The 22,172-nt window shown below is 61.3% G+C and carries 17 protein-coding genes and 1 pseudogene; 9 read left to right on the plus strand and 9 right to left on the minus strand.

Annotated elements, in window-relative coordinates:
* Positions 1-16: 16 nt before the first annotated feature.
* Both E1N52_RS30840 and E1N52_RS30845 read left to right on the plus strand, forming a co-directional pair.
* A complete protein-coding gene (locus E1N52_RS30840; protein WP_133186986.1) occupies positions 17-1,045 on the plus strand; it encodes a dihydroxyacetone kinase subunit DhaK in 1,029 nt (342 codons plus the stop codon).
* A complete protein-coding gene (locus E1N52_RS30845; protein WP_133186988.1) occupies positions 1,042-1,665 on the plus strand; it encodes a DAK2 domain-containing protein in 624 nt (207 codons plus the stop codon). The genes E1N52_RS30840 and E1N52_RS30845 overlap by 4 nt, the downstream gene beginning before the upstream one ends.
* Positions 1,666-1,675: 10 nt before the next feature.
* On the opposite strand, the gene chrA is transcribed toward E1N52_RS30845, so the two are convergent.
* Complete coding sequence (chrA, locus tag E1N52_RS30850; protein WP_133186990.1) at positions 1,676-2,911, minus strand: chromate efflux transporter; 1,236 nt, start codon at positions 2,909-2,911, stop codon at positions 1,676-1,678.
* Positions 2,912-3,175: 264 nt separating this feature from the next.
* On the opposite strand from chrA, the gene bfr reads away from it, so the two are divergent.
* Entirely contained in the window at positions 3,176-3,652 is a 477-nt protein-coding gene (bfr, locus tag E1N52_RS30855) for a bacterioferritin (RefSeq protein WP_133186992.1), read from the plus strand.
* 161 nt (positions 3,653-3,813) lie between these two features.
* On the opposite strand, the gene E1N52_RS30860 is transcribed toward bfr, so the two are convergent.
* Positions 3,814-5,835 carry a hypothetical protein gene (locus E1N52_RS30860; RefSeq protein WP_133186994.1) on the minus strand — a complete coding sequence of 674 codons (2,022 nt, stop codon included), beginning with the start codon at positions 5,833-5,835 and terminating at the stop codon, positions 3,814-3,816.
* 704 nt (positions 5,836-6,539) lie between these two features.
* Between E1N52_RS30860 and E1N52_RS30865 the strand changes: the two genes are divergently transcribed.
* Both E1N52_RS30865 and E1N52_RS30870 read left to right on the plus strand, forming a co-directional pair.
* Entirely contained in the window at positions 6,540-8,285 is a 1,746-nt protein-coding gene (locus tag E1N52_RS30865) for a methyl-accepting chemotaxis protein (RefSeq protein ID WP_133186996.1), read from the plus strand.
* Between the two features lie 353 nt (positions 8,286-8,638).
* A complete protein-coding gene (locus E1N52_RS30870; RefSeq protein ID WP_133186998.1) occupies positions 8,639-10,390 on the plus strand; it encodes a thiamine pyrophosphate-binding protein in 1,752 nt (583 codons plus the stop codon).
* A gap of 57 nt (positions 10,391-10,447) precedes the next feature.
* On the opposite strand, the gene E1N52_RS30875 is transcribed toward E1N52_RS30870, so the two are convergent.
* Positions 10,448-12,154, minus strand: a complete 1,707-nt coding sequence (locus E1N52_RS30875; RefSeq protein WP_133187000.1) for a site-specific integrase — start codon at positions 12,152-12,154, stop codon at positions 10,448-10,450.
* Positions 12,155-12,490: 336 nt separating this feature from the next.
* Here E1N52_RS30875 and E1N52_RS30880 point away from each other — a divergent pair, with 336 nt between their 5' ends.
* Entirely contained in the window at positions 12,491-13,237 is a 747-nt protein-coding gene (locus tag E1N52_RS30880; RefSeq protein WP_133187002.1) for a carbonic anhydrase family protein, read from the plus strand.
* A 243-nt stretch (positions 13,238-13,480) separates the two neighbouring features.
* On the opposite strand, the gene E1N52_RS30885 is transcribed toward E1N52_RS30880, so the two are convergent.
* The 4 genes from E1N52_RS30885 to E1N52_RS30900 form a co-directional block, all read right to left on the minus strand.
* Positions 13,481-13,741 carry a DUF4148 domain-containing protein gene (locus tag E1N52_RS30885; protein WP_133187004.1) on the minus strand — a complete coding sequence of 87 codons (261 nt, stop codon included), beginning with the start codon at positions 13,739-13,741 and terminating at the stop codon, positions 13,481-13,483.
* A gap of 223 nt (positions 13,742-13,964) precedes the next feature.
* Positions 13,965-15,257, minus strand: a complete 1,293-nt coding sequence (gene oxlT, locus E1N52_RS30890; RefSeq protein ID WP_133187006.1) for an oxalate/formate MFS antiporter — start codon at positions 15,255-15,257, stop codon at positions 13,965-13,967.
* Positions 15,258-15,404: 147 nt separating this feature from the next.
* A complete protein-coding gene (locus tag E1N52_RS30895) occupies positions 15,405-16,397 on the minus strand; it encodes a YncE family protein (RefSeq protein WP_133187008.1) in 993 nt (330 codons plus the stop codon).
* 64 nt (positions 16,398-16,461) lie between these two features.
* Positions 16,462-17,610, minus strand: a complete 1,149-nt coding sequence (locus E1N52_RS30900; RefSeq protein ID WP_246089283.1) for a porin — start codon at positions 17,608-17,610, stop codon at positions 16,462-16,464.
* 628 nt (positions 17,611-18,238) lie between these two features.
* Between E1N52_RS30900 and E1N52_RS30905 the strand changes: the two genes are divergently transcribed.
* Both E1N52_RS30905 and E1N52_RS30910 read left to right on the plus strand, forming a co-directional pair.
* A complete protein-coding gene (locus E1N52_RS30905) occupies positions 18,239-18,901 on the plus strand; it encodes a response regulator (RefSeq protein ID WP_133187012.1) in 663 nt (220 codons plus the stop codon).
* Complete coding sequence (locus E1N52_RS30910; RefSeq protein WP_133187014.1) at positions 18,861-19,637, plus strand: response regulator transcription factor; 777 nt, start codon at positions 18,861-18,863, stop codon at positions 19,635-19,637. Before E1N52_RS30905 ends, E1N52_RS30910 begins: the two co-directional genes overlap by 41 nt.
* A gap of 22 nt (positions 19,638-19,659) precedes the next feature.
* Here the strand turns inward: E1N52_RS30910 and E1N52_RS30915 are convergent, their stop codons facing one another.
* Complete coding sequence (locus tag E1N52_RS30915; RefSeq protein WP_133187016.1) at positions 19,660-20,262, minus strand: phosphatase PAP2 family protein; 603 nt, start codon at positions 20,260-20,262, stop codon at positions 19,660-19,662.
* 316 nt (positions 20,263-20,578) lie between these two features.
* On the opposite strand from E1N52_RS30915, the gene bktB reads away from it, so the two are divergent.
* Positions 20,579-21,766, plus strand: coding sequence for a beta-ketothiolase BktB (bktB, locus tag E1N52_RS30920; RefSeq protein ID WP_133187018.1), 1,188 nt, complete (start codon positions 20,579-20,581; stop codon positions 21,764-21,766).
* Positions 21,767-21,958: 192 nt separating this feature from the next.
* Here the strand turns inward: bktB and E1N52_RS44615 are convergent.
* Positions 21,959-22,172, minus strand: a pseudogene (locus E1N52_RS44615) (ISNCY family transposase); the annotation flags it as partial.

Below are 22,172 nucleotides of genomic sequence, written 5' to 3' on the forward strand. Positions count from 1 at the left end.
ACTGGAGACGCGACACGTGAAAAAGATCATTAATCATCCTGATCATTTTGTCGACGAGATGATCGACGCATTGCTGCTCGCCCATCCGGGCTGGCTCAAGCCGGTCACGGCCGACCGCCGCGCGCTCGTGCGCGCCGACGCGCCGAACGCGGGTAAGGTGGGCATCGTGACAGGCGGCGGTTCCGGACACTTGCCGGGCTTTCTCGGCTATGTGGGCAAAGGGCTCGCGAGCGGCGTGGCGGTGGGCAACGTGTTTTCGTCGCCATCGTCCGAGCAGATCTACGAGGCCACCAAGGCGGTCCACGGCGGCGCGGGCGTGCTCTACCTGTACGGCAATTACGGCGGCGACGTGTTCAACTTCGATCTCGCCGCCGACCTGGCCGACGCCGACGGCATCGAGACGCGCACCGTACTCGTTGCCGACGATGTCGCTTCCGCGCCGCCTGAGCGGGCCTCGGATCGCCGCGGCGTGGCGGGCATGGTGTTCGGCTTCAAGTGCGCGGGCGCGGCGGCCGAACGCGGCGACACGCTCGACGAAGTCGCGCGCATTGCCGCGAAGGCGAACGGCGCGACGCGCACGATGGGCGTGGGCCTTTCGCCGACGATCCTGCCGGCGGCCGGCAAGCCGACCTTCACGCTGCCCGACGGCGAAATGGAGATCGGCATCGGCATTCATGGCGAGCCGGGCACGCACCGCGGCAAACTGGAGAGCGCGGATGCCATCGCCGAACGGCTCACGGACGCGATCCTGGGCGACTTGCAGGCCAAGGCGGGGGCGAGCGTGGCGCTGCTCGTCAACGGACTCGGCGCGACGCCGCTCGAAGAACTGTATCTGCTGTACCGGCGCGCCGCGCAGGCCGTTGCTGCCGCCGGACTGCGCGTGGCGCGCGCTTATGTGGGCGAGTACGTGACGAGCCTCGAAATGGCTGGTGCCTCGATCTCCGTGATGCAACTCGACGAGGAACTCGACACGCTGCTCGACGCGCCGGTGCGCTCGCCGTTCTGGCGCGAAGGATGGCGCGTGGACGAGGGAGGCGCGCGATGAGCCTTTCGGTCAGCGAGGTCAGGGAGCGGCTCATCGGCGCATTGAACGCGATGCCCGCCAGCGCGGAGGAACTGCGCGAACTCGACGCCGCGCTCGGCGACGGCGACCTGGGCGTCACGGTGAAGGCGGGCTCGCTCGCCGCCGCCGACGCCATTGCGAAGCTGCCGCCCGACGCCGCGCTGGGCGAGGTGCTGATCGCAACGGGCAAGGCGTTTTCGACGGCGAATCCTTCGACGTTCGGGGCGCTCGTGGGCGGCGGGCTGCTCGCTGCTGCGAAGACCATGGCGGGCAGCCAGGTTGCGGGCCGGGTCGAAGCGCTCGCCATGGGGCGTGCGGTGGCCGCGCGCATTGCCGAGCGGGGCAAATCGCAGCTTGGCGACAAGACGGTGCTCGATGCACTCGTGCCGAGCCTCGACACACTTGAAGCGTTCGGATCAGACAGCGTCGACGAGCGCGCGCTTCTCGACGCGATGATCGACACGGCAGAGCGACAGGTGCGCGCCACCGCTGCGTTGCAGTCGAAGAAAGGGCGCGCGGCGTGGGTACAGGAACGCAGTATCGGTCACGCCGATCCCGGCGCGACTGCCTGGCTCAGGTTTCTTCAAGCCTGGCGAGGGTGAGCTTTACCGCTCAACGAAACAGCATCTCGGCGACGCCAGCCGCCGCCGAAAGCACGACGACAGCGAGCGGCGGCACTTTCCACCGCGTGAGCAAAAAGAAGCCGATGGTCGCGACCGCAAAGTCGATCCGTGACTGGACGGCGCTCGTCCACACCGGCGAATAGAGCGCCATGGCAAGCAGGCCGACCACGGCTGCATTCACGCCAGCCAGCATGGCCGCCATGGAGGGATGGGCGCGAAGCGCTTGCCAGTATGGCAGCGCGGCGAGCACGAGAAGCAGGCCGGGTAAAAAGATGCCTGCCAGCGCCACGAAGGCGCCCAGCGCATGACTGGATGGGCCGCTCATGATCCATCCAAGGAAGGCGGCGAACGTGAAGAGCGGGCCGGGCACGGCCTGGGCGGCTCCGTAGCCCGCAAGGAAGTCGTTCGGTGAGACCCAGCCTGTAGCCACGGTCTCACGTTGCAGCAAAGGCAGCACCACGTGACCGCCGCCGAACACGAGGGCGCCCGAGCGGTAAAAGGCGTCGAACACGCGGACGGTATGCGTCGTGTCGAATGCCACAAGCGCCGGAAGTCCGAAAAGCAGGGCGCAAAAGAGGACAAGCGCGACCATACCGGCGGCACGCGACACGCGAAACTCCTGCGTATGCTGACGCGCGCCGACAATGGTCTCCGAAGACGTGGACCGGCACAGCAGGATGCCGAGCGCCGCGCCGAGCACGATGACGAGCAACTGTGCATACGCCGTCGTCATGACAGCGAGAAGCACGACCGCAACGAGTGCAATGCCGGCGCGGCGATGGTCGGGGCATAGGCGGCGCGCCATGTCCCATACGGCTTGCGCCACGACGGCAACGGCGACGAGTTTCAGTCCGTGAATCAACCCGGTTCCCGCGGGTCCGCCGAGTTCAGGCGCGATCACGGCAAAGGCGATCAGGAGTGCGACGGATGGCAACGTAAAACCGCACCAGGCTGCCAGCCCGCCTGGCCAGCCGGCGCGCAGCAAACCGATCGAAAAACCAGTCTGGCTACTGGCGGGACCCGGGAGAAACTGGCAGAGGCCGACCAGATCCGTGAAGGTTTCGTCGTCGAGCCAGCGACGCCGCTCGACGAACTCGCGACGAAAGTAGCCGATATGGGCGATGGGACCGCCAAACGACGTCAGGCCAAGCTTCAGAAAGACTCGCAGGACTTCAAACGCGGAGCCTGCACGGTCCGGCTGTGACGTCGACATGCTTGTTTCCATGGAAATTCAATCGTAAAGAGAACGGAAGCGGATCGTGTCAATATCGCGCTGCGCTGATCCAGTTGTTCGCAAACACTATGCCAGATTGCCGGCAAATCCAGGTGAGTGAACGTGGTTAAAAGCGCCATTCCTCTGCACAAATTGGGCCGATAAAACGCGGAATTCGTCTCATTGATGCTCTCGTTCGTGCGTTGCGCGCGTCAAATGTCTATCCTCCTTGTTATTGTCCCGAAGCAGAGAAGACGAAGCACCCTGGAGGGAGTCATGCAAGCTGATCCAAAAGTTATCGAATATCTCAATGCGGAACTGAAGAACGAGCTGACGGCGATCAACCAGTATTTTCTGCACGCGCGGCTTTACGGACACTGGGGTTTCGCGGGACTCGGCAAACATGAGTATGACGAATCGATCGAGGAGATGAAGCATGCCGACAAGTTGATCGAGCGGATTCTCATGCTCGACGGCCTGCCCAATCTGCAGGACCTTAGCAAACTTCTGATCGGCGAGGATGTTCGAGAGGTGCTCGAGTGCGACCTCAAGCTAGAGCGCATTGCGCAGGCGCAGTGCAAGGAGGCCGTTGCGTACTGCGAGTCTGTTCGGGACTTTGTGTCGCGGGAAATCTTTGTCGAGATCCTGGACGACACGGAGGATCACATCGACTGGCTGGAAATTCAACTCGGCCTGATCGACAAGATCGGCCTTGAAAACTATCAGCAATCGGCGATGGGATCGGTTAGCTGATGCGCAAGCCGGCGAGGATCACTTACTGCGGTTTTCAGTGATATTGGTTCGGACTGCAATCGAATTGGTGTTCAGACTGTGAAACGCAGGGAACGTGCGTGGATGCCACTTGCGGGGCGCCCACGCACTCTTGCTTCAGTGAGCCATTTGGCCGGCAATGCTTAGTCGTTGTACTTCCAGATGTTGTAGTAGCTCACGCCTTCGGCCCCCCAATTGAGTTGCACGAGACGCGACACTCCCGTCGCGAGTGCCGGGAACGAGCACGCGGTGGTACAAGTCTGCACGCCGTTTTGCGCGACGCCGGCCGTCACCGTTTCCGAGTACTGGCCGTTCTGTGCCGTCGGCACACCCGTCCACCAGCCGTCCACCTCAGCCGGAGTACTCGCGCTCGTGTCCGTACCGGCCTGAATCTGGATGCCGGTCACAAGCGGCGAAACGTTTTGTCCGTTCACGACACCCGACCAGTCGATGGAGGCCGTCGCCTGTGCCGCTGCGAGCGAGCCGGAGGGCGTCAGGAAGTTGTTGATGACGTCGCTGCCGAGCGTCTGCCACGCCACGCCCTGCGCCGCAGCGGGAAGCAGCGGCGGGGTCGAGTTGACGACAGTGAGCGGGCTGCCGATCTGCGCGCCCGTCGTGTCGTAAAAGGTCACGGTATAGCTCGCGTACGGCGCCGGCAGCGTCTGGGCGGTCAGGGGCGTCGCCGCTATATAGCCCTCGTCGCTGCTATTCGGTGCGAAGGCGAACGTGCTGGTGTCGCTGGGCAGAGCCTGCCAGGCCCAACGGTAGAGCGACGTATTGGAGCCGGTCGTAGTGGTCGTCGTCGGCGCACTCGTCACGATCCGGGTCGTGAGTGCGAGCGAGGTATTGCCTGTGCCGCTGCGCGGCTCCAGCCACACACCACCAGACGGCAGCCCTGCACCGACCACGTTCACGGAGCCGAGGTTCGACGGGTTGACTGCGGAGGCGCTGCTCGTGGGGACGGTGATACCGAGGCCGGATTCATAGCGATTGCCTGCCGCATCGCTCGCGTCGAGGTACTGGCGCTGATCCACAAAAGAACTGATCGTGACGTTATAGGCCTGCTGGTTGCCGACAATGTCCCAGCCGCCACTGCCATTCGTCTGTACCACCGTGAGGGCGAAGTTATGTTGCCCGGCCTTGTTGGTGTAGAAGATGCGCACCAGCGCGCTCGCCCGGGTGATGTTGGGGAACGGGCTTTGACCAGCCGCCCAGTAGACCAGCGTTTTCGCGCCCGTAATGATTGAACCGCTCGCGCTGAGATCGGCGTGGTACGCCTGAAACCCGCCGTTTGTGCTGCTGTAACCGTTCTCGAGATAGTTCGTGTCGATGGCCGTGGAGCACGCCGAAGTCGTGCCTGCCAGGCACTGCGACAGCGCTTGCAGCGTAGCGGCCAGATAGCTGGCCGCCACAGGCGGAACGGCAAGCTGGGGGCTGGCCGAGGCAGATGTCGACGTGTTGAGCGTAATGGCCGTGCCCGGTGCCGAAGTGCTCGAGATCTGGAGCCCGCCCGACGCGCCCGTGATCACCGCAACGGAGTCGATTACGGCGTCTGCACCCGTCTGGTTTGGGGTGAAGGGCTGGTTGATGGGATTGAACGCGGAAGGCGATACGCCGTTGGCTGAGAGGATCGGCGTGAGGATCGTATTGAGCGTGGAGATCGCGTTGTTGACGGACGTGGTCGAAACATCGGCCGCGAGCGTGGCTGCCTTCGTAAGCTCGAGCGGATTGCCGTCACTCGTCAACTGGGCGGCGACTGCTGTCGTCAACGGCGTCACGTTGGCGACAACGGGCGCGCTCGAACCGGTGGGAACGCTAGCCGTTACCGAGTAGAGCGGCGCATTGACGCCGCCCGGATCCGTTGCGACAAGGACAAACGGTGCGGTTAATCCTGAGAGAGAGATCGAGTAGTTGCCACCGGCGTCGCTTGTTGCCGTGACGCTCTTGCCCGTCGAATCGATCAGCGTGACGTTCGCGCCTGCGAGCGCGTCGCCGACTGCGACGGTGCCGCCGATGCTCGAAGGAGTGGCCGTTGACGTGGACGTTGCCGACTGGCTGCCGCCACCGCCACCGCACGCTGCGAGAAACGACAGCGAAATGGCGCTGGCCAGAAACGTGAGTTGCGATTTGAAACGCTGCGGGTTCGCCCGCTTATTGTGTTTCATTACTTCCCCGGTTGAAGGTGTATGTGGTTCTTTTAGAGAAACGAGCGCCTGGCATCCTGGCAGCCTGACGGCGAGAAGAATGGCTTCGTCGTTTCAGGCAAAAAGATATTCATCGGGTAGGTTGGCGTCAATACTAAAACCCTGGAAAAAGTCCTAAAGAAAAATATTCCAGCGATTGGATATGCCGATAATTTTTGTAAGGAATAGAAAATGGAGATTGAAAATTGCGACTGGATTTGCGCAATCACGCTGCAGTGGCAAGCAATTTTTTAGCGTTGCCACCGCTCGTTCCACCGAACATTAGCCGCAGCACGTCACGAGATAACGAAAGATTTGTGTAATGAAATCGACGGCAAAGTGATCACAGCCATCGATTACAGGAAATGCATCCGGAATAGCCGGAGGCACCGCGACGAATAAAGGTGGGTGGTAACTACACAGTCCAGTAAGGTGAAGACTGGAACGACCGAAATACCTTACATCAATGTAAAAAAATTTCTCGCTGGCAGATGAACAATTTGTATGAAGAAATGATCCACGCCGCCGATAACCAGTTATGTACCGTGCTGTTTCCGGTGCTGGCGTGACTGGCTTGTTCGCTTGTTCGAAACAGGTTTGCCGGACTTTTCGGGGCTGATACCGCGTCGGGCTGTGCACGAACCCGCTTATCCGTTCTGGTTCTTTCATTCCCACCAAAGTGAACTATGAATATCGGCAACATGAAACTCGGCACCAAACTGATCAGCGCTTTTATCCTGGTTTCGGCCATCAGCGCTATCGTCAGCGGGATCGGTCTGCGCAATATGGCGCAAATCAGCGCAAATGCAGACAAGACGTATCGGCAGGATCTTGTTGGGCTGAACCTGATCCAGCAGGCTAATGCGGACGTACTGCGAGTCGGAACCTATCTGCGTAATGCGGTTCTGGCCACAACGGCCGAGCAGCGGGCTGGCTCGCTGGACCAGGCCGATAAAGCCCTGGCCCAGGCGCGCGATCACCTCAACCAGGCAGAGCCTCTCGTCTATACCGACAAAGGAAAGGCGACGTTTGCCGAGCTCGACCAGAACTGGCAGGACTACATCCAGGCCTTCAACGAAATGAAAGGCAAGATCAGTTCTGCCGCGTTACAGGACCGGGATGGCCTGACTGAATTCATGCTGGGTGAGTACCACCGGAAGGGTTTCAGGACGCTCGTCCTGATGGGCAATCTGGTTGCCCTGAAGCAGGGCGACGCGCAAAGCACGGCGGAATCCAACGATGCCGTGTACGACGAAGGCCGGAATCTGATGCTTGTCCTCGTGGCGATGTCCGTCTCGGTCGGCCTCGGTATCGGCATCTGGATGATGCGCAGCGTAACCCGGCAACTGGGCACCGAGCCTGCGACGGCCGCCGCCGTGGCCAGAAGCGTGGCGGCAGGTGACCTGAACGTCAGCATTGACCTGCGCGCCGGTGACACAAACAGCCTCATGGCATCGCTGAAGTCCATGTGCGAGGCCCTGATGCGCGTCGTGTCGGACGTGCGCGAAAACGCTGAAGGTGTCGCGACTGCGAGCGCGCAGATCGCACAAGGCAACCTTGATCTATCGAGCCGCACCGAGGAGCAGGCCGCGTCGCTCGAAGAAACCGCCTCGAGCATGGAGCAACTGACCGCAGCGGTCCGCCACAACACGGACAACGCAACGCAGGCTGCCACGCTCGCGGGTACCGCGTCGGGCGTGGCGCAGCGCGGCGGCGAAATCGTTGGCCGCGTCGTCGAGACGATGCGCGACATCTCCACGAGTTCGACCCGAATGTCCGAGATTATCGGCGTCATCGAGGGCATTGCCTTTCAGACCAACATCCTCGCATTGAATGCAGCCGTCGAGGCGGCTCGCGCAGGAGAGCAGGGACGCGGCTTCGCTGTCGTTGCGGGTGAGGTCCGCACGCTCGCCCAGCGTAGCGCGACTGCCGCAAAGGAAATCAAGGAGTTGATCTCCGAGTCAGTCAGCCGGGTGGAAGCAGGCTCGACGCTGGTAGAAGAAGCGGGTGGCGCAATCAAGGAAATCGTGCAATCGGTGAAGCGCGTGACCGACATCGTGGGCGAAATCTCGTCGGCCTCAAGCGAGCAGAGCACCGGTATCGAGCAGGTGAATCAGGCGGTCAACCAGATGGACCAGGTCACCCAGCAAAACGCCGCGCTCGTGGAAGAGGCTTCGGCAGCAGCGCAGACGATGGCGCAGCAGGCGGAGAGCCTGCGTAAAACGGTGTCCTTCTTCAGGTTCGATGGAAAGGAAACGATTTCATCGCGGGAAACGAGACTGGAGAAGACGTCGCAAAGCGTCGCCAGGAAGCGCCCGACGTCCTCTCGCGCAACAGCGACAAAGGCCGCGGCGATGCCAGAGCCTTCCGGGGTCGGGACTAAGGTATTAGCTGCCACCGCTACCGGGACATCAGACTGGCAGACGTTCTGAACCGGACTGCGAGGTTTGGGCGACGATCCGCGCCGCGCACAGGCAGGTCCAGGTCGAGTGGACGCAGATCCACGATGACGCTCGCCGTATGTTCATTGACGAGTCGCCGAAACGGCCGGCGACAAGGAACGCCTGGATGGAGACACTCGGGCCCGTTACGAGCGGACCCGTGGAAGTAGCGCGAGACACGACTGCAACAGAAAGTGCAGCGTGTCGAAGGCCATCTTGCTGTCTCCAGGTATCGGTTGTCGCCGGCTTCGGTGCGTTTCAAACCCGAAAGGCCGTGCGTCACCCCAGGATGGAGAGCGGCAGGATTCGATGATTGTATTCTGCCTGGATCGCAACCAAAGACCATGAGATCTTCCGCTCCGCCCAACGTTTCGAAGGTAGTTGTGAAGTCGCTGGAGTCCGCGGGAATAGACCACGTGTTTCTGGTCCCCGGAAAGCTGATTTACCCGCTTCTGGCTGCAATTGACGATTCGCCTTCCATTCGCGGCATCGTTGGCGCTCATGAAACAGGCAGCGCCTTCATGGCCGATGGCTATGCGCGCGCCAGCCGCAAATTCGGCGTTTGCGCAGGGATCTCCGGTCCCGGCACAATGAACTTCGTGCCCGGCATGGCAGCCGCTCACGCAGACCGGATTCCGATGCTCTATATAGCAGGAGGAATCTCATCGAGTGCGGAGGGTAAGGGTGCCTTCCAGGATGCGACATCCGGTGGCATTTTTGAAAGCAGTGTGGTTAACGGCCTGATGACGAATGTCGTCGAGCTGAAGAACAAGGAAAATCTTCAGGCTGAGCTGCGTCGTGCGACGGACGGCCTGAACTGGATGCGTCGGGCGCGCTCATTCTTCAGTATTCCTGTTGACATTCAAAAGCAGGATGCGCCTCCCGGTCCGCAGGTAGCACGGCGACCCTACGCCCAGCACGAATTCAATATGGGCGAAGTTCCCCCTAACCGTGCTGCACTGGATGCCCTGTGCAACCTGTATCTGCTCCAGTCGAAGAGAATCGCCTTTCTGATTGGCAGTCGCGGGAACGACGCGGAAACGGCAAGGGCGCTCCTTGAGGTTGCCGAGAAGTTTCACATTCCGGTCGCGACGACACTGGCTGGCAAGGGTGCATTTCCCGAGGGACACAAACTCGCGCTGGGCATCTACGGGTTCTCAAGCCATTCGCGCGCCGCACGTGTGATCAATTCGGACGAGCTTGACGCGCTCGTCGTATTTGGCAGCGATCTGAACCAGCGCGACAGCATGAACTGGAGCAGCAAGCTGACCGAGGGAAAGGATCTGCTTGTCTTCGATGACAGCTTTGATCACCCGCCGATGGGGCATATCGCCCAGCGCAGTATTTTCTCCGGGATTGGGGCTAGCTTCCGGTTGCTCGCCCGCATGAACACCGGCGCCAACGACGACTTCCAGAAAGTGCTCGAAAGAAGAAAGGCATGGGTCGCCGGGGTCAGCCAAACTCCCCTGTACGACGCTCAGTTTGAGGATTTTGCCGCGCGGCAGGCTTCCAGCGGCAACGAACCGCTATATCCCGGCGCCGTCATCAAGCGCCTGTGCCAACTGTTGCCTGGCGACTGCAACGTCGTGGTGGACTCCGGTGCCCATCGTATATTCATGGCCCACTACTGGCTGTCGTCGGGCGTGGGCAATTACTTTTCGTCCAACGCGCTCGCGCCGATGGGCTGGGCTATCGCAGCCGGAATCGGCGTCAAGCTTGCGGCCCCCGAGCGCCCATGCGTCGTCGTCACGGGCGACGGATGCATGATGATGCACGGAACGGAGATTCAGACGGCAGCTCGTTACGGCGTCAAAGTGATCTACGTCGTCCTGAACAACTCGGCGCACGGTGCAATCCATATCGACGCGATGAGGGGCGGTCTGATTTCGGAGCAGTTCACCAGACTGCCCCGTCATAGCTGGACCGCGTTTGCATCGTCGCTCGGTGTGGCGGCACGCGCGGTCAACGGAATCGACGAGCTGGATGAGGTTCTCGGTGAAGCAAGTCGATATGACGGCCCGTTCCTGATTGAAGTGATGACGGGCGTCTTTCCCGCGCCAAATCGGTACTATTCGGAAGCGGGGGCCTGTTCATGAATTGCTGCAGAGAAGAGGCCACGACCTGCGTGGATTTCAGCCGGAAGTCCCTTAGTGCTACCTTGGCTTGCCGAACGCGTCTGCGATTTGCCGTGCGCGCTTGACCTCGTCGCTGTGCAGATAGATCGAGGTGGTCGACACAGAAGCGTGCCGCAAGTTGTCGCGTACCGTGGTGAGTTCCGCGCCGCGCCCGAGCGCGTGCGTGGCATGCGTGTGGCGCATCCAGTGCGGACTCGCGCGGCGCAGCTTTTCCGCGAGCGGCGCATGATCGGCCTCGATGGCTTTGGCGGCCAGCAGGAAGAAGCGCCGCAGCACCCCCCACAAACGCACGCTGCTGATGGCGGCGTCGCTGTCGGCCTCGAGACTGCCGATGACCGGAGTCGCCGGATTCCAGCGCACTGAGACGACCGGCAGGCCACGCTCGGCCAGATAGCGCGCGAGCGCATCCCACGCGAGCGGCGGTAACGCGACGCGCGCGAGCTTCTTTCCCTTGCCCATTACGCGTAGCCAGTGATCGCCGCGTGCGTCCGTCTCGACGTGGCCGAGCGTGGCGCCAACCAACTCGCTTGCGCGCAACCCGGTCGCATAGCCGAAATCCAGCAGGAAACGCAGCCGCTGCGCCGCCGGCGCGGACCAGCCGTACGACCATTCCAGGCCGTCTGCGATCGTGCGCACCAGCGCCCATTCACCTTCGCTGAATGCGTGCGAGGTGTCGAGCGCCTGCGCGCCGCTCGCGCCGCGCACTTTCACGCCGGAAAACGGATTGGCGAGCACGTAGCGCTGCTCGATGAGCCAGCGGAACAGCGCGCCGAGGATCGACAGCGCATGCGCGACTGAGCGCGCCGAGAGGCTGCCGTTGAACGGACGCCAGTCCGGCGAGGTGCGCGCCCGCACGGGGCCGACCCAACGGCCGCGCGGGGAGGGATGGCGCAGGAACGCGCGGTAGGCGATGGCGTCTTCGGTCGTGAGCGACGAGAGCGCGCGGCCACGCTCGACGATCGCCCAGAGGATCAGGCGTTCGGCTTCCTTACGGTAGGTACGCTGCGTGGCGGGCGACTCGTGCAGCGCAAGCCAGGTCTGGATCGCTTCATAGTCATTCGACGCGTCAAGCGAACAGGTCGCGCGCGGCGCGCGGAACGTGCCTTCGGAGCCGTCGACTTCGTGAGGCAGCTTCAGGGACTCCCACGGTGCGATGTCGCCTCGCTGGCTCGCCACGATGAGCGCGCGCGCCTTTTCCGTGAGTGCCGGCCAGGCCGCAAAGAACGCCTCGATCGCGCGGGCGCTCGCCATGCCGAGTCCCGGCACCGCTTTCCACCACTGGCGGCGGCGCGGGATACGCACGGTAAGGTCGGCGAGCGTGGTGATGCCGTGCGCGTACAGCACCCGCACGGCACGCGGCGTGAACCACTGTGCGATGTCGTCGGCGATCTGCGGTTCGGGAGGGCGGGCGGTGCGCAGACTCTCGATTGCCTGCGCGACAGCCTTGGCGTGCCGCTCGCGTTCCTCCACCGGATGCTCGAACAGCGCCACCAGATCGTCGCGATGCGCTGCGCGCGCGAGGGCAACCAGCCTGCGCCGGATCCGCCCGAGCACGCCACGCGCCGACTTTCCGTCGCCGATCGCCGACGGTAGATAACGCTCGACGGCGGCCCGCACGGCGAGGCCCGCATACCACGCGCGCAGCATGGCGAGCTCGTCGGCATCGGGAAATCCGGGCGGTTCGCTGGCAGCGGGGGCCGGCAGGGGGATGTGGCGCGTTTTCATTCGATGAAGTTTAGCGTAAAAATGACTACCTTGTGATAAGAATGATTATCTTCATAGTTGTAGACAGTATGGATTTTCGACAAAAAAAGCGCGAGATGGTCCTGCAAGTGGAGGCCCAGGTACGCTCGTGTCGCGTAGCTGCCGCCGAAGGCGAATCCCAGGAGACGGTTCATTCCTCATGGCGGCGGCGCAGCCAAATATCACGATTTCTCGCGCCGCCTATACTCTGTCTGACCATCTTCACATTTCCTTCACGCTGATCTGAGGTTGTTAGCGAACGTCGATCAAGATCTTTCTCCGAGTCAAGGTTCGACCTCCGTCAAAAAGGAGATTCCCATGTCTGCAAACACGGCGATTGACGTTCCCGACGATCCGGCGGATGGCGGAAGGCGCAAGTGGATCAAGGCCGGTATAAGCGTGGCGACGCTCGTTGCCGGCGTGCCGTTCACGGCGGCCGATATCCAGGCGGCGGCGTTGTCCGAATCGCAGCGGAATGCGCTGACTCCCGATCAGATCATCGAAATGATGAAAGCCGGCAATGAGCGGTTTCGTACCGGCAAGATGAAAAAGCAGGACTTCCTCGCGCAGAAGAGAGCGAGCGCCAGCGGCCAGTATCCAGCAGCAATCGTCCTCAGTTGTATCGACTCGCGCGCGCCGGCCGAGATCATTCTGGATATGGGAATCGGCGACACCTTCAACGCAAGAATCGCGGGAAACATCGCAAACCAGGACATACTCGGAAGCATGGAGTTTGCGTGTGCCGTTGCGGGTGCGAAAGTGATTCTAGTAATGGGGCATACTGCATGCGGGGCGATAAAAGGTGCAATCGACAACGTTCAACTGGGGAATTTGACGGGTCTGCTTCAGAAGATCCAGCCGGCGATCACCGCAACGCAATATTCCGGAGAGCGAACCAGTAAAAACGATGAGTTTGTCGATGCTGTCGCGCGATCGAATGTTCAGGGTGCGATAGCCGCTATCCGCAGTGGGAGTTCGATTCTCGCCGATCTGGAAAACAAAGGAAACGTGAAGATGGTGGGCTCGATGTATGACATTCGAAACGGCAAGCTAACGTTCCTGTGAGAATTCGAAGCCAGGTCGCGAGCGATGCACGGCTATTGTGAGGTGCGTGTATTTTCCGATTCCTGAAGGTAATAAAGATAGCATGGGCGCAACGCCGCCGCCGGTCGTGAAGTCTCCGCCGCGCACCCATGAAACCGCTGCAGGGCAGCCGGACGATTTCCCTGATGACCTGAACGCACTCGACCAGGTTGGGGCCGATGAGCCTTAGGCCGTCAAGCGCCCTGCGAACCGTACGACATCGTATCAATCGCTTTGCCCATTCGGAGCGGGCGCGGGTGCGGATCGCTGTGCCGCGGCTTCAGTTGCAACGCGTGCCTGGGCCGCATGCAGGTCGTCAGGATATTTGTTGTCGCGTCCAGTGGGTTTGTAGCCGGCTCGTACTAGCTGGGCCAGTTCCTCCCGAACCTGCGCGCGCGTGGGCGATCCATTCGTGCGTTGGGCGAAAGAAAGGGACGGTACCAACAGGGCGGCCGCAAGCGCGGCCAGTTTGAGTGTCCGGTTCATGGTCTGTGCCTCCAGCCAGGTGTCAGCGCTACGGACCCCGGGGTGGGTCGATAGCTGGCACCGTTAGCTTGACGCCGCAGACTTAAGAAACAGTTAACGCCGGTCAGGCGACCTGTAATCTTCACATAAGCCGCCTTGCTTACAGGAGCCCGACAATTCGCTGCCGGTTACCGCCACGATCTAACCATGCGCCGAGGTCGAACCGTGGCGGCCACCAGGCGCCTCATTGTGTTTGCATGGCCGGTGCAACCTCGTTGGACGTGGCGGCGAACCGGTGCTTTCGCATGGGCGCAAGAATGAACTTGGCCGACAGCCCCGCGATGATCGACACGACGGCCGAGGCGATCAGGACATGCTCCCATGATCCGCCGGCGGCCAATAGCGAAGCAATGGGGACGAGCAACGACGCCGTGCCCTTGGCGGTATAGAGCGTGCCCGCGTTTGACGCCGCGTATTTGCTACCGAACGTATCCGCGCAGATTGCCGGAAAGATCGAAAAGATTTCGCCCCAGCACAGGAAGATCAGCGGCGCAAAGATCAGGAATGCATATGGATCGTGACCGAAGGCATTCATACCCAGCAATGCCAGCCCCTCACCAACGAAAACGATCAACATGGTGTTTTCGCGGCCGATCTTGTCGGACAGGAGGCCGCAAATCGGGCGGGTCAACCCGTTTAGCAGATTGTCGATCGATAGCGCCAGCGTCAGCAACGGCAGCGTTGCGCCAAAGAACTGCACCGGGAGCTTGGCAAAGCCAAATGACTTCGCAATCGGACCGAGTTGGGCGGTAGCGATCAGACCGCCGGCGGCGACGAGCACGAACAACAGATAAATCATCCAGAAGAGGGGCGTTTTGACCATCTGCCGTGGCGTGTAGTCGACTTTGCTCGTCACGACGCGTGCGACGGGCTTGATGCCGGGACCCGGATTCGGGCGAATCAACGCGATGCTCAGAATGAAGATGGCGACGCCCTGGATCACGCCGAACACGAAGAACGTTTGCCGATACCCGGAGTCGTGAATCATGTTGGCAATCGGTATCACCGTCAGCGCGGCCCCGGCGCCGAAGCCCGCAGCGGTCAGGCCCGCAGCAAGGCCGCGACGGTCGGGAAACCATTTGAGTGCGTTGCCGACACAGGTGCCGTAGACGCAGCCGGCTCCCAGTCCGGCGATCACCGAAGCCGTGTAGAGCATGGGTAAAGTCGTGGCGAACGAATCGAGCACCCAGCTCAGCGCGACGAAGGCCGCGCCGCACATGACGACGGGCCGCGGGCCGAAGCGGTCGACGAGCCAGCCTTCGATCGGCACGAGCCAGGTTTCGACCAGAATGAAGATGGAAAACGCTAGCTGGACCGCGGCGCCGGTCCAGAGGTTTTGCGTTTTCATCGGGATCACAAAAAGTGTCCAGGCATACTGAAGGTTGGCGACGAGTGCCATGCAGGCAATGCCGATGAAGAGTTGAGTCCACCGGTTTTTCAGGAAAGCATTGCCTGCCGGCGAGGCAGCGGATGACATGACGACTTCTCCCACGAATTGAAGTTCGGACTACGGCGCGAGGAGGTCGGGCCACGCGTGCGCCGTAGCGTGTTGCATGCAGTGCGGACGCCGGGCGGGCAGGGCAGCAGCGCAGACTGCCGCGCTACTCGCGCCCGGCCCGCGATATCACGACTTCTTCTCGTACACCCCAACCTTGTTGCTTTCGTTGAGGTAGACGTAGACGCGATGGGTGGTCGTATCGACGGTCAGCGTATGGACTTTGGGTTCGGTGCGGATGTGGTCGACGATTTGATTGGAGTCCAGATCGATCACCTCGAGATTGCCGGTCTTGTCGCCGATGAATGCGCGGCGCTTGTCGGTGTCGATCGCGGTCTGGTCGACCGCGCCGGCAACGGCGATGGTCGTGACCAGCTTGCCCGTTGCGGGGTCCACGACAAGCATCTTCTTGTCGCTGGTGCCGAAGATGAGGTGATTGGTCTTGCTGTCATAGACGCCGCCCTTGGCGTCCTTCTTCAAACCGAAGTCCCATACCGCTTCGATCTGGTGCGTGTTCGGATCGATCACGTCGATCTTGCCGCCAACCGGCTGATACAGGCGGTCGGTGGACGCCACGTACAGCGCAACGTCCGGGCCGTCCTTGTCGTCTTCGGGCTTCAACTTGAACGATGCAGTCATCTTGTACGGCGACTTCGGTTCGAAAACGGCCTCGTTGTTGCTGTCGTCGTTCGCGAGCAGAATCGTGCCCGTTTTCGTGTCGACGTTGACACCGTCCGGCGTCTTGCCGCCGCTGTCGACGGCGGCAACGCGCTCGAACGAATGTTTGTCATAGACGAACAACTTGCCGGTCGTCGCGTCCGTGACATAGGCGTGGTCCGCGTCGAAATCGATGCCGTTGCCGGAGTCGACGCCCGGGATGGTTTTCTTCACTGCCATGCTGTTTGCGTCGATCACGACGACGTTGTGATCGGGCGACTGGGAGAGCCAAACCGCGTGAGTGTCCTTGTCATAGGTAACCCAGTCGCCGTGACCGCCCTTGGTTCCCGGTAAATTAATCGTCTTGACGAGTTGATATTGCGACGTTTGCGCGTGGGCCGCGAATGAGCACAGCCCGATTGCTGCCAGACAAACCGTCAATGCTTTGTGCGTGAGAAAAGCCATGTTGCCTCCATAGGAAATGTTTGCGCTTGTGTGCCTGGTTCTAACGACTGGATTGAATGCGAGGTCAGAACTTGTGCGTGATGCCGAGGATCGTCACGACCTGCGAGCGTGTGCTGGAACTCGCCGCGAGATCGCCCACCGTGCCGCCCGCCGCGACGATCTGTGAGCCGTCTTCGCTGAACGTCGTGCCGCTGGCGTGGGAATAGGCCACGGCTGTATAGAAGCTCGTGCGCTTGCTCAACGCGTAGGTGGCGTTCACGCCGAAGTTGTTGTACGTCGCCGACGAGGCACCGCTCGAATGCGTGTACACATAGTTGAGCGCGGCGGCCAGTTCAGGACTGAACTGGTACTGAAGCGCCGCGCCGCCGACGTTGAAGGTCTGCGTGCGGTTGAAGGCGCCATAGTCCATATAGGGCTTGTACTGCGCATTGCTGTAACGGATGTTGGCGGTCAGGTTGCCGATCACGTACTGGGCGGCGACCTGGAAGATCTGTCGCGAACCGAACATCGGCGTCGCCCCGTAAAGCGGCGTCACCGAGTTGTTCTGAATGAGGTCCGCCGCGCCGTTGCCGTTCACGTCGTTCTTCATGAACAGATAGCCGGTGGCAAGCGTCAGGCCGCCGTTGTTGTACGCGGCGGCGGCGCCATACGCATGGCCGCCGGTCGTATTGCCGGCAATGCCGCCAACGCCGTATATCAACTCGTACTGGAAGCCGGCGTACGTGGGGCTCGCGTATTTGATCGAGCTATTGATCCACGCGGAGTTGTCGTTGTTGTCGGCGTCGCCTGGGGTGGTGAAAACCGGGCCCGCGAAGTTGTCGCCGGTGATCGGCTGAATCAGGTCGACCGTGGGGTCGAACTGGCGTCCCATCGTCACCGTGCCATAGGCGTCGTCAGAGAGTCCCACCGTGGCCTGATGACCGAAAAGACGGCCGCCGGAAAGCGATCCATGCGTGATGTCGAACGAACTTTCCAGGGTGAAGATCGCGTTCAGACCGCCGCCCAGTTCCTCCTTGCCCTTGAGGCCCCAGTACGTGGCTGCGTTGTCGCCGTTTTGCATGGCCACGAGAGAATGGCCGCCGGTGTTGTTGTACCAGGCGACGGCTTCGTCGAGCGAGCCGTATAGCGTGACGCTGCTCTGCGCATGCACCGCAGCGGATGAGAAAGCGGTAAGTACTCCAACGTAAATAAAGCCTGACCTGAAATGTCTCACAACCTCTCCTTTCATTAATAATAATTTGTAGTGCGAAGTGCGTAATGAAGATTTCAGTGCTTAGTGCCGATGCCTGGTGCCAGGGCGGCAGGCCTGCGGATCCACGCGGGTCGTCATGTCTGGCGCGACGGATGGTGCGCTGCGGTGCGTGCTGTCCAGCGGGGATTCGAGGCGGGCATCAGCTGTCCCGGGTCGAACTTTGACGGCGTGCCCAGCTTTCGGATAATCGAATAAATTTATATGCACGATAAAAGGTTCGTTATGTCTGAAAGCCGTTTAAATGATCGAAGGCTGTGGTCCGCCTGTCTTAACCTGTCCGTTTGCTGACAAGCCCGGCATACGTGGACGCCGGGAGCGCCGTGGGAAAAGGCTGAGGCCGGTTCGCAGTGGCTGCGTCGGCTTACGCATGGCACGAGCTTGCGCAAGAAGCGGATGAAGGAAAACGTAAAGAGAAGAGAGAGGCGCTTGCCGATCGATTTGACGCAAGGGGGCGATGGTCAGGGAATTCACTGAGCGCCTACCGTTGTTCAAACATTCGGCCAGCTAGAGCGTTAACCTTCCCTTAAGGTTGGCGGCGGTAGCCTCACCCACTTTATGTGCAGCACGGGAGTGAACAACGGGGAGCGCCATGCGCATACTGGTGGTGGGAGACGACGCTTCGATAGATGGTGGATTGAAACGCGGGTTGCGCAAGGAGGGGTTTGCTGTCGATTGGGCGAATGATGTCGAAACGGCCATGCTTGCACTTCGAACGACTACGTATGGTCTGGTGCTGCTCGATATCGGTTCGTCCGGGAATCACGGACTGACGCTGCTCGCGAGATTACGGCGGCGAAACGATGCGACACCGGTGATCGTGATGACGGCGCGCAATGCCGGTCCGGACGCAGTCGCGGGGCTCGACGGAGGCGCCGATGATTACCTCGTCAAGCCGTTTGCACTCGAAGAACTGCTGGCGCGCATGCGCGCGTTGAGCCGCCATCGAACGGGGCGTGTGCAATCGTCGCTGCAGGTTGGCGCGTTAAAGCTCGATCCCGCACAACACCGCGTGTGGTTGCGTGACAAGGAAGTATCGGTGACGACGCGAGAGTTCGCGCTGCTTCATGAACTGATGCGCGATCCGGCGATCGTCGTCACGCCGGCGCAGCTCGAGGAACGCCTGTACGGATGGAACGAGGAAATCGAGAGCAACGCCATCCAGGTGCATATCCACAATCTGCGTCGCAAGCTGGGAGGAGACGCCATCCTCAATGTACGCGGCGTGGGTTATCGCATCGGGACACTCGCGTGAGACAGGCGCGCGGTGGACTGGAACAACAGCTGTGCATAACGCAGTGACAACGCCATCTCAGTGGCTGGAGACCCATGTGAGGATGCTACTGGTCCATGACGACGATTCAATCGCGCTGCAGGTCGTGACGCAGATGCACCTCGCGGGATACGAGGTGGATTGGGCAAGCAGTGAATACGAAGCAGAACTGAGTTTGCGGTATCGATGCCACGACATCGTGCTGCTCGCGTTTGGCGATTCTGGCGTGGACGCGTTCGAACTGTTGCGCCGTTATCGCAGGCTCGGCGGAAATGCCGCTGTTGTCGCGCTGATTCCGCGCGGTCTGCTGGCGAGCCCGATGGTCGTGCTGGATGGCGGGGCCGACGACTACCTGACCACGCCGTTCGATCTCGAAGATCTGAGGTCGAGGGTTCGCGTCTTGATGCGGCGGCCGCATCGCGTGCAAGGTCCGGTGGTGTTGGGAAACTTGACAGTGAACCAGCTCGACGATCAGGTCCTGCTCGACGACATGCCGGTGACCTTGAGGCCCAGTGAATACCGGTTGTTGACTGCGCTGGTCAACGAGCCCATGCGAGTCTTCTCGCGTTCGGAGCTGGCGTTGCATCTCTTTGGACGCACGCGCGCGGCCTCGGGCAGCGCTGTCGATGTCGTCGTTCATGGGTTGCGGCGCAAGCTCGGCCCGGAGAAAATCGTGACGATACGAGGCGTGGGCTATCGGATGCGCCAGACCGCGTGACGCAGGCACGCCTCACTTCTCACTACGGCCGTAACCATCGCAAGCTAATCGGTACAGCGAGAATCTTCCTGTAAAGCGCGATCAACGCGTCGGTCACCGCCACGCCCGCGAGGCGCCAGAACGGGCTGCCAATCATGCAGGCCAGCCACGCGACGATCGCCGCGCCGATCATGTCGAATGGCCAGTGCACGCCGACAAAGATGCGAGCCCAGGCAACGGCAATATCGACGAACAAGGCAAGCAAGCCGATTCCCCGCTTCCCGCCGTACAGGAAGGTGAACGAGACCGCGGAAAGCAACGTCACATGATCGCTAGGAAACGAAGAATCGGGCGCATGGGCGAGAAACGTATAGCCCGTTGCGCAAGCGAAAGGGCGGGGGTGATACCACGCCAGACCGATCAACTGGTTGATGCCGAGAGCCAGCAAGCCGGCAAAGCAGGCGCACACGGCCAACGCGCGGCGTGCGTCCGAGCCTGTCAGCCATAGCGCCACCAGCAACGCCGGGACCAGCAGGATCGCATAGTCCGCGATCAGCGTGCCCGCGGTAATGAGCCAACGCGGTGTTGCGGGTGTGGCATTGAGTGCGAGAAAGATGGTTCGGTTCAATGTTTCGACTGCGTCCATAGGGCCCCTTTGTTTTCACGCCCGTTCTTGCGTCACCACTTGAAGGCGGTTCCGGTTGTCAGAGGCGATTCTACGCACCGGCCCCTTAACGAAACCTTAACAGGGGCGCCCGGGATCCATGGTCCGGCTGCCGTGGACGGCATGACATGGCCAGTTTTGTCAGTATGTCGGCCTGTTTGACCAGTCCGTCCGACGCCTGTTGGCGCTAGGATTGCCACGGCGTGCCTTGGGTACTTCCTGAACAGGTCGGGTCCAGGTGTAGAAACAGGCTGTGTCGGCGCTTCACGGGCGGCAGGCAGATAACTAAGGAATCCATATGAGCAGGGAAGTCGTGGTGGTGGGCGGTGTGCGGACCGCAATAGGCAAATTCGGCGGCAGCCTGAAAGATGTGCCGCCAACCGAACTCGGTTCAATCGTCGTGCGCGAACTGCTCGCGCGAAGCCACGTCGAGGCAAAGGAGGTGGGGCATGTGGTGTTCGGCAATGTGATCGCCACCGAGCCGCGGGATTTTTACCTGTCTCGCGTCGCCGCGATCAACGCCGGCATTCCCGAATCGACGCCTGCGTTCAACGTCAACCGGCTGTGCGGTTCGGGCCTGCAGGCGATCGTATCCGCCGCGCAGACCATTCTGCTCGGCGATGCTGACGTGGCGATCGGCGCCGGCGTCGAGAACATGAGCCGCGCACCGTACATCACGACCGAAGCGCGCTTCGGTGCACGGATGGGCGACGCGCGCCTCATCGATATGATGCTGGGCGCGCTCAATGATCCTTTCCACACCGTGCCTATGGGCGTGACGGCCGAGAATGTCGCGAGCCGTTACGGCATCACGCGCGAGCAACAGGACAATCTCGCGCTCGAGTCGCATCACCGTGCGGCGCGAGCGATTGCCGAGGGCCGGTTCGCGAGCCAGATCGTGCCGGTCAAGCGCACGGTGAAAGGGCGCGAGACCGTCTTCGACACAGACGAACACTTGCGCCACGATGCAACGATCGACGACTTCGCGAAGCTCAAGCCCGTATTCGCCAAAGAAAACGGTACGGTCACGGCGGGCAACGCTTCCGGCATCAACGACGCAGGCGCAGCCGTCCTGCTGATGTCGCGCGAAGCGGCCGAAGCGCGCGGCCTCGCGCCGATGGCAAAACTCGTGGCATACGCTCATGCGGGCGTCGATCCGCTTTACATGGGCATCGGCCCAGTGCCGGCTACGCGTCTTGCGTTGCAGCGTGCGGGACTGTCCGTCGCGGACCTCGATGTGATCGAGTCGAACGAGGCATTTGCCGCCCAGGCATGCGCGGTCACGCAAGAGTTGGGTCTGGACCCTGCAAAGGTGAACCCGAATGGTTCGGGTATTTCGCTCGGCCATCCGATTGGCGCGACTGGCGCACTGATTGCCGTGAAGGCGCTGCACGAACTCAAGCGCATTGGCGGCCGTTACGCGCTCGTCACGATGTGCATTGGCGGCGGCCAGGGGATCGCCGCGATTTTCGAAAACGTGCAGTAAATCTGGCGCGCGATAAAAGTCGTGGGCGCCGGGATGAATCCGGCGCTCGACCTTTACGGGATACGACATTTCTATTTAGCGGAAATCCGACATTTCTACTTAGCCACTACAAATCATGTCATGGCCAGATACAGATGTCCGCTTCCCGGCCAAGTTCAAATGTCCGGGTTTAGCAGGTTCAGGATTCGTCTTTCATGCGTCTGAAGCCTGTACGGTATCGAAGGACGGATCCTGAGCGGGAAGGGTGTCTGCGTCAGTTCCACTGCTGCCTGCAGACCGCCGGCCAGGTTTTTGGGGCGATTGCTGCACCTGTCTACGCTGGGCAAGATCCGTGATCGCCTGCTCGACATCCGCCTGCGTGAACTCGCGTTGTTTCTTCTTGCCCGGTTCGTGTTCGTTGCGCCTG

Origin of the sequence: Paraburkholderia guartelaensis (assembly GCF_004353905.1) — a bacterium.
GTDB lineage: Bacteria > Pseudomonadota > Gammaproteobacteria > Burkholderiales > Burkholderiaceae > Paraburkholderia > Paraburkholderia guartelaensis.

What these genes read in the sequence shown, in the direction of transcription:
- E1N52_RS30865 (WP_133186996.1), top strand. Translation starts at nt 6,540, where the DNA reads ATGAATATCGGCAACATGAAACTCGGCACCAAACTGATCAGCGCTTTT.
- oxlT (WP_133187006.1), bottom strand. Translation starts at nt 15,257, where the DNA reads ATGTCATCCGCTGCCTCGCCGGCAGGCAATGCTTTCCTGAAAAACCGG.
- E1N52_RS30860 (WP_133186994.1), bottom strand. Translation starts at nt 5,835, where the DNA reads ATGAAACACAATAAGCGGGCGAACCCGCAGCGTTTCAAATCGCAACTC.
- E1N52_RS30870 (WP_133186998.1), top strand. Translation starts at nt 8,639, where the DNA reads ATGAGATCTTCCGCTCCGCCCAACGTTTCGAAGGTAGTTGTGAAGTCG.
- E1N52_RS30895 (WP_133187008.1), bottom strand. Translation starts at nt 16,397, where the DNA reads ATGGCTTTTCTCACGCACAAAGCATTGACGGTTTGTCTGGCAGCAATC.
- E1N52_RS30845 (WP_133186988.1), top strand. Translation starts at nt 1,042, where the DNA reads ATGAGCCTTTCGGTCAGCGAGGTCAGGGAGCGGCTCATCGGCGCATTG.
- chrA (WP_133186990.1), bottom strand. Translation starts at nt 2,911, where the DNA reads ATGGAAACAAGCATGTCGACGTCACAGCCGGACCGTGCAGGCTCCGCG.
- E1N52_RS30875 (WP_133187000.1), bottom strand. Translation starts at nt 12,154, where the DNA reads ATGAAAACGCGCCACATCCCCCTGCCGGCCCCCGCTGCCAGCGAACCG.
- bktB (WP_133187018.1), top strand. Translation starts at nt 20,579, where the DNA reads ATGAGCAGGGAAGTCGTGGTGGTGGGCGGTGTGCGGACCGCAATAGGC.
- E1N52_RS30880 (WP_133187002.1), top strand. Translation starts at nt 12,491, where the DNA reads ATGTCTGCAAACACGGCGATTGACGTTCCCGACGATCCGGCGGATGGC.
- bfr (WP_133186992.1), top strand. Translation starts at nt 3,176, where the DNA reads ATGCAAGCTGATCCAAAAGTTATCGAATATCTCAATGCGGAACTGAAG.
- E1N52_RS30910 (WP_133187014.1), top strand. Translation starts at nt 18,861, where the DNA reads ATGTACGCGGCGTGGGTTATCGCATCGGGACACTCGCGTGAGACAGGC.
- E1N52_RS30905 (WP_133187012.1), top strand. Translation starts at nt 18,239, where the DNA reads ATGCGCATACTGGTGGTGGGAGACGACGCTTCGATAGATGGTGGATTG.
- E1N52_RS30885 (WP_133187004.1), bottom strand. Translation starts at nt 13,741, where the DNA reads ATGAACCGGACACTCAAACTGGCCGCGCTTGCGGCCGCCCTGTTGGTA.
- E1N52_RS30915 (WP_133187016.1), bottom strand. Translation starts at nt 20,262, where the DNA reads ATGGACGCAGTCGAAACATTGAACCGAACCATCTTTCTCGCACTCAAT.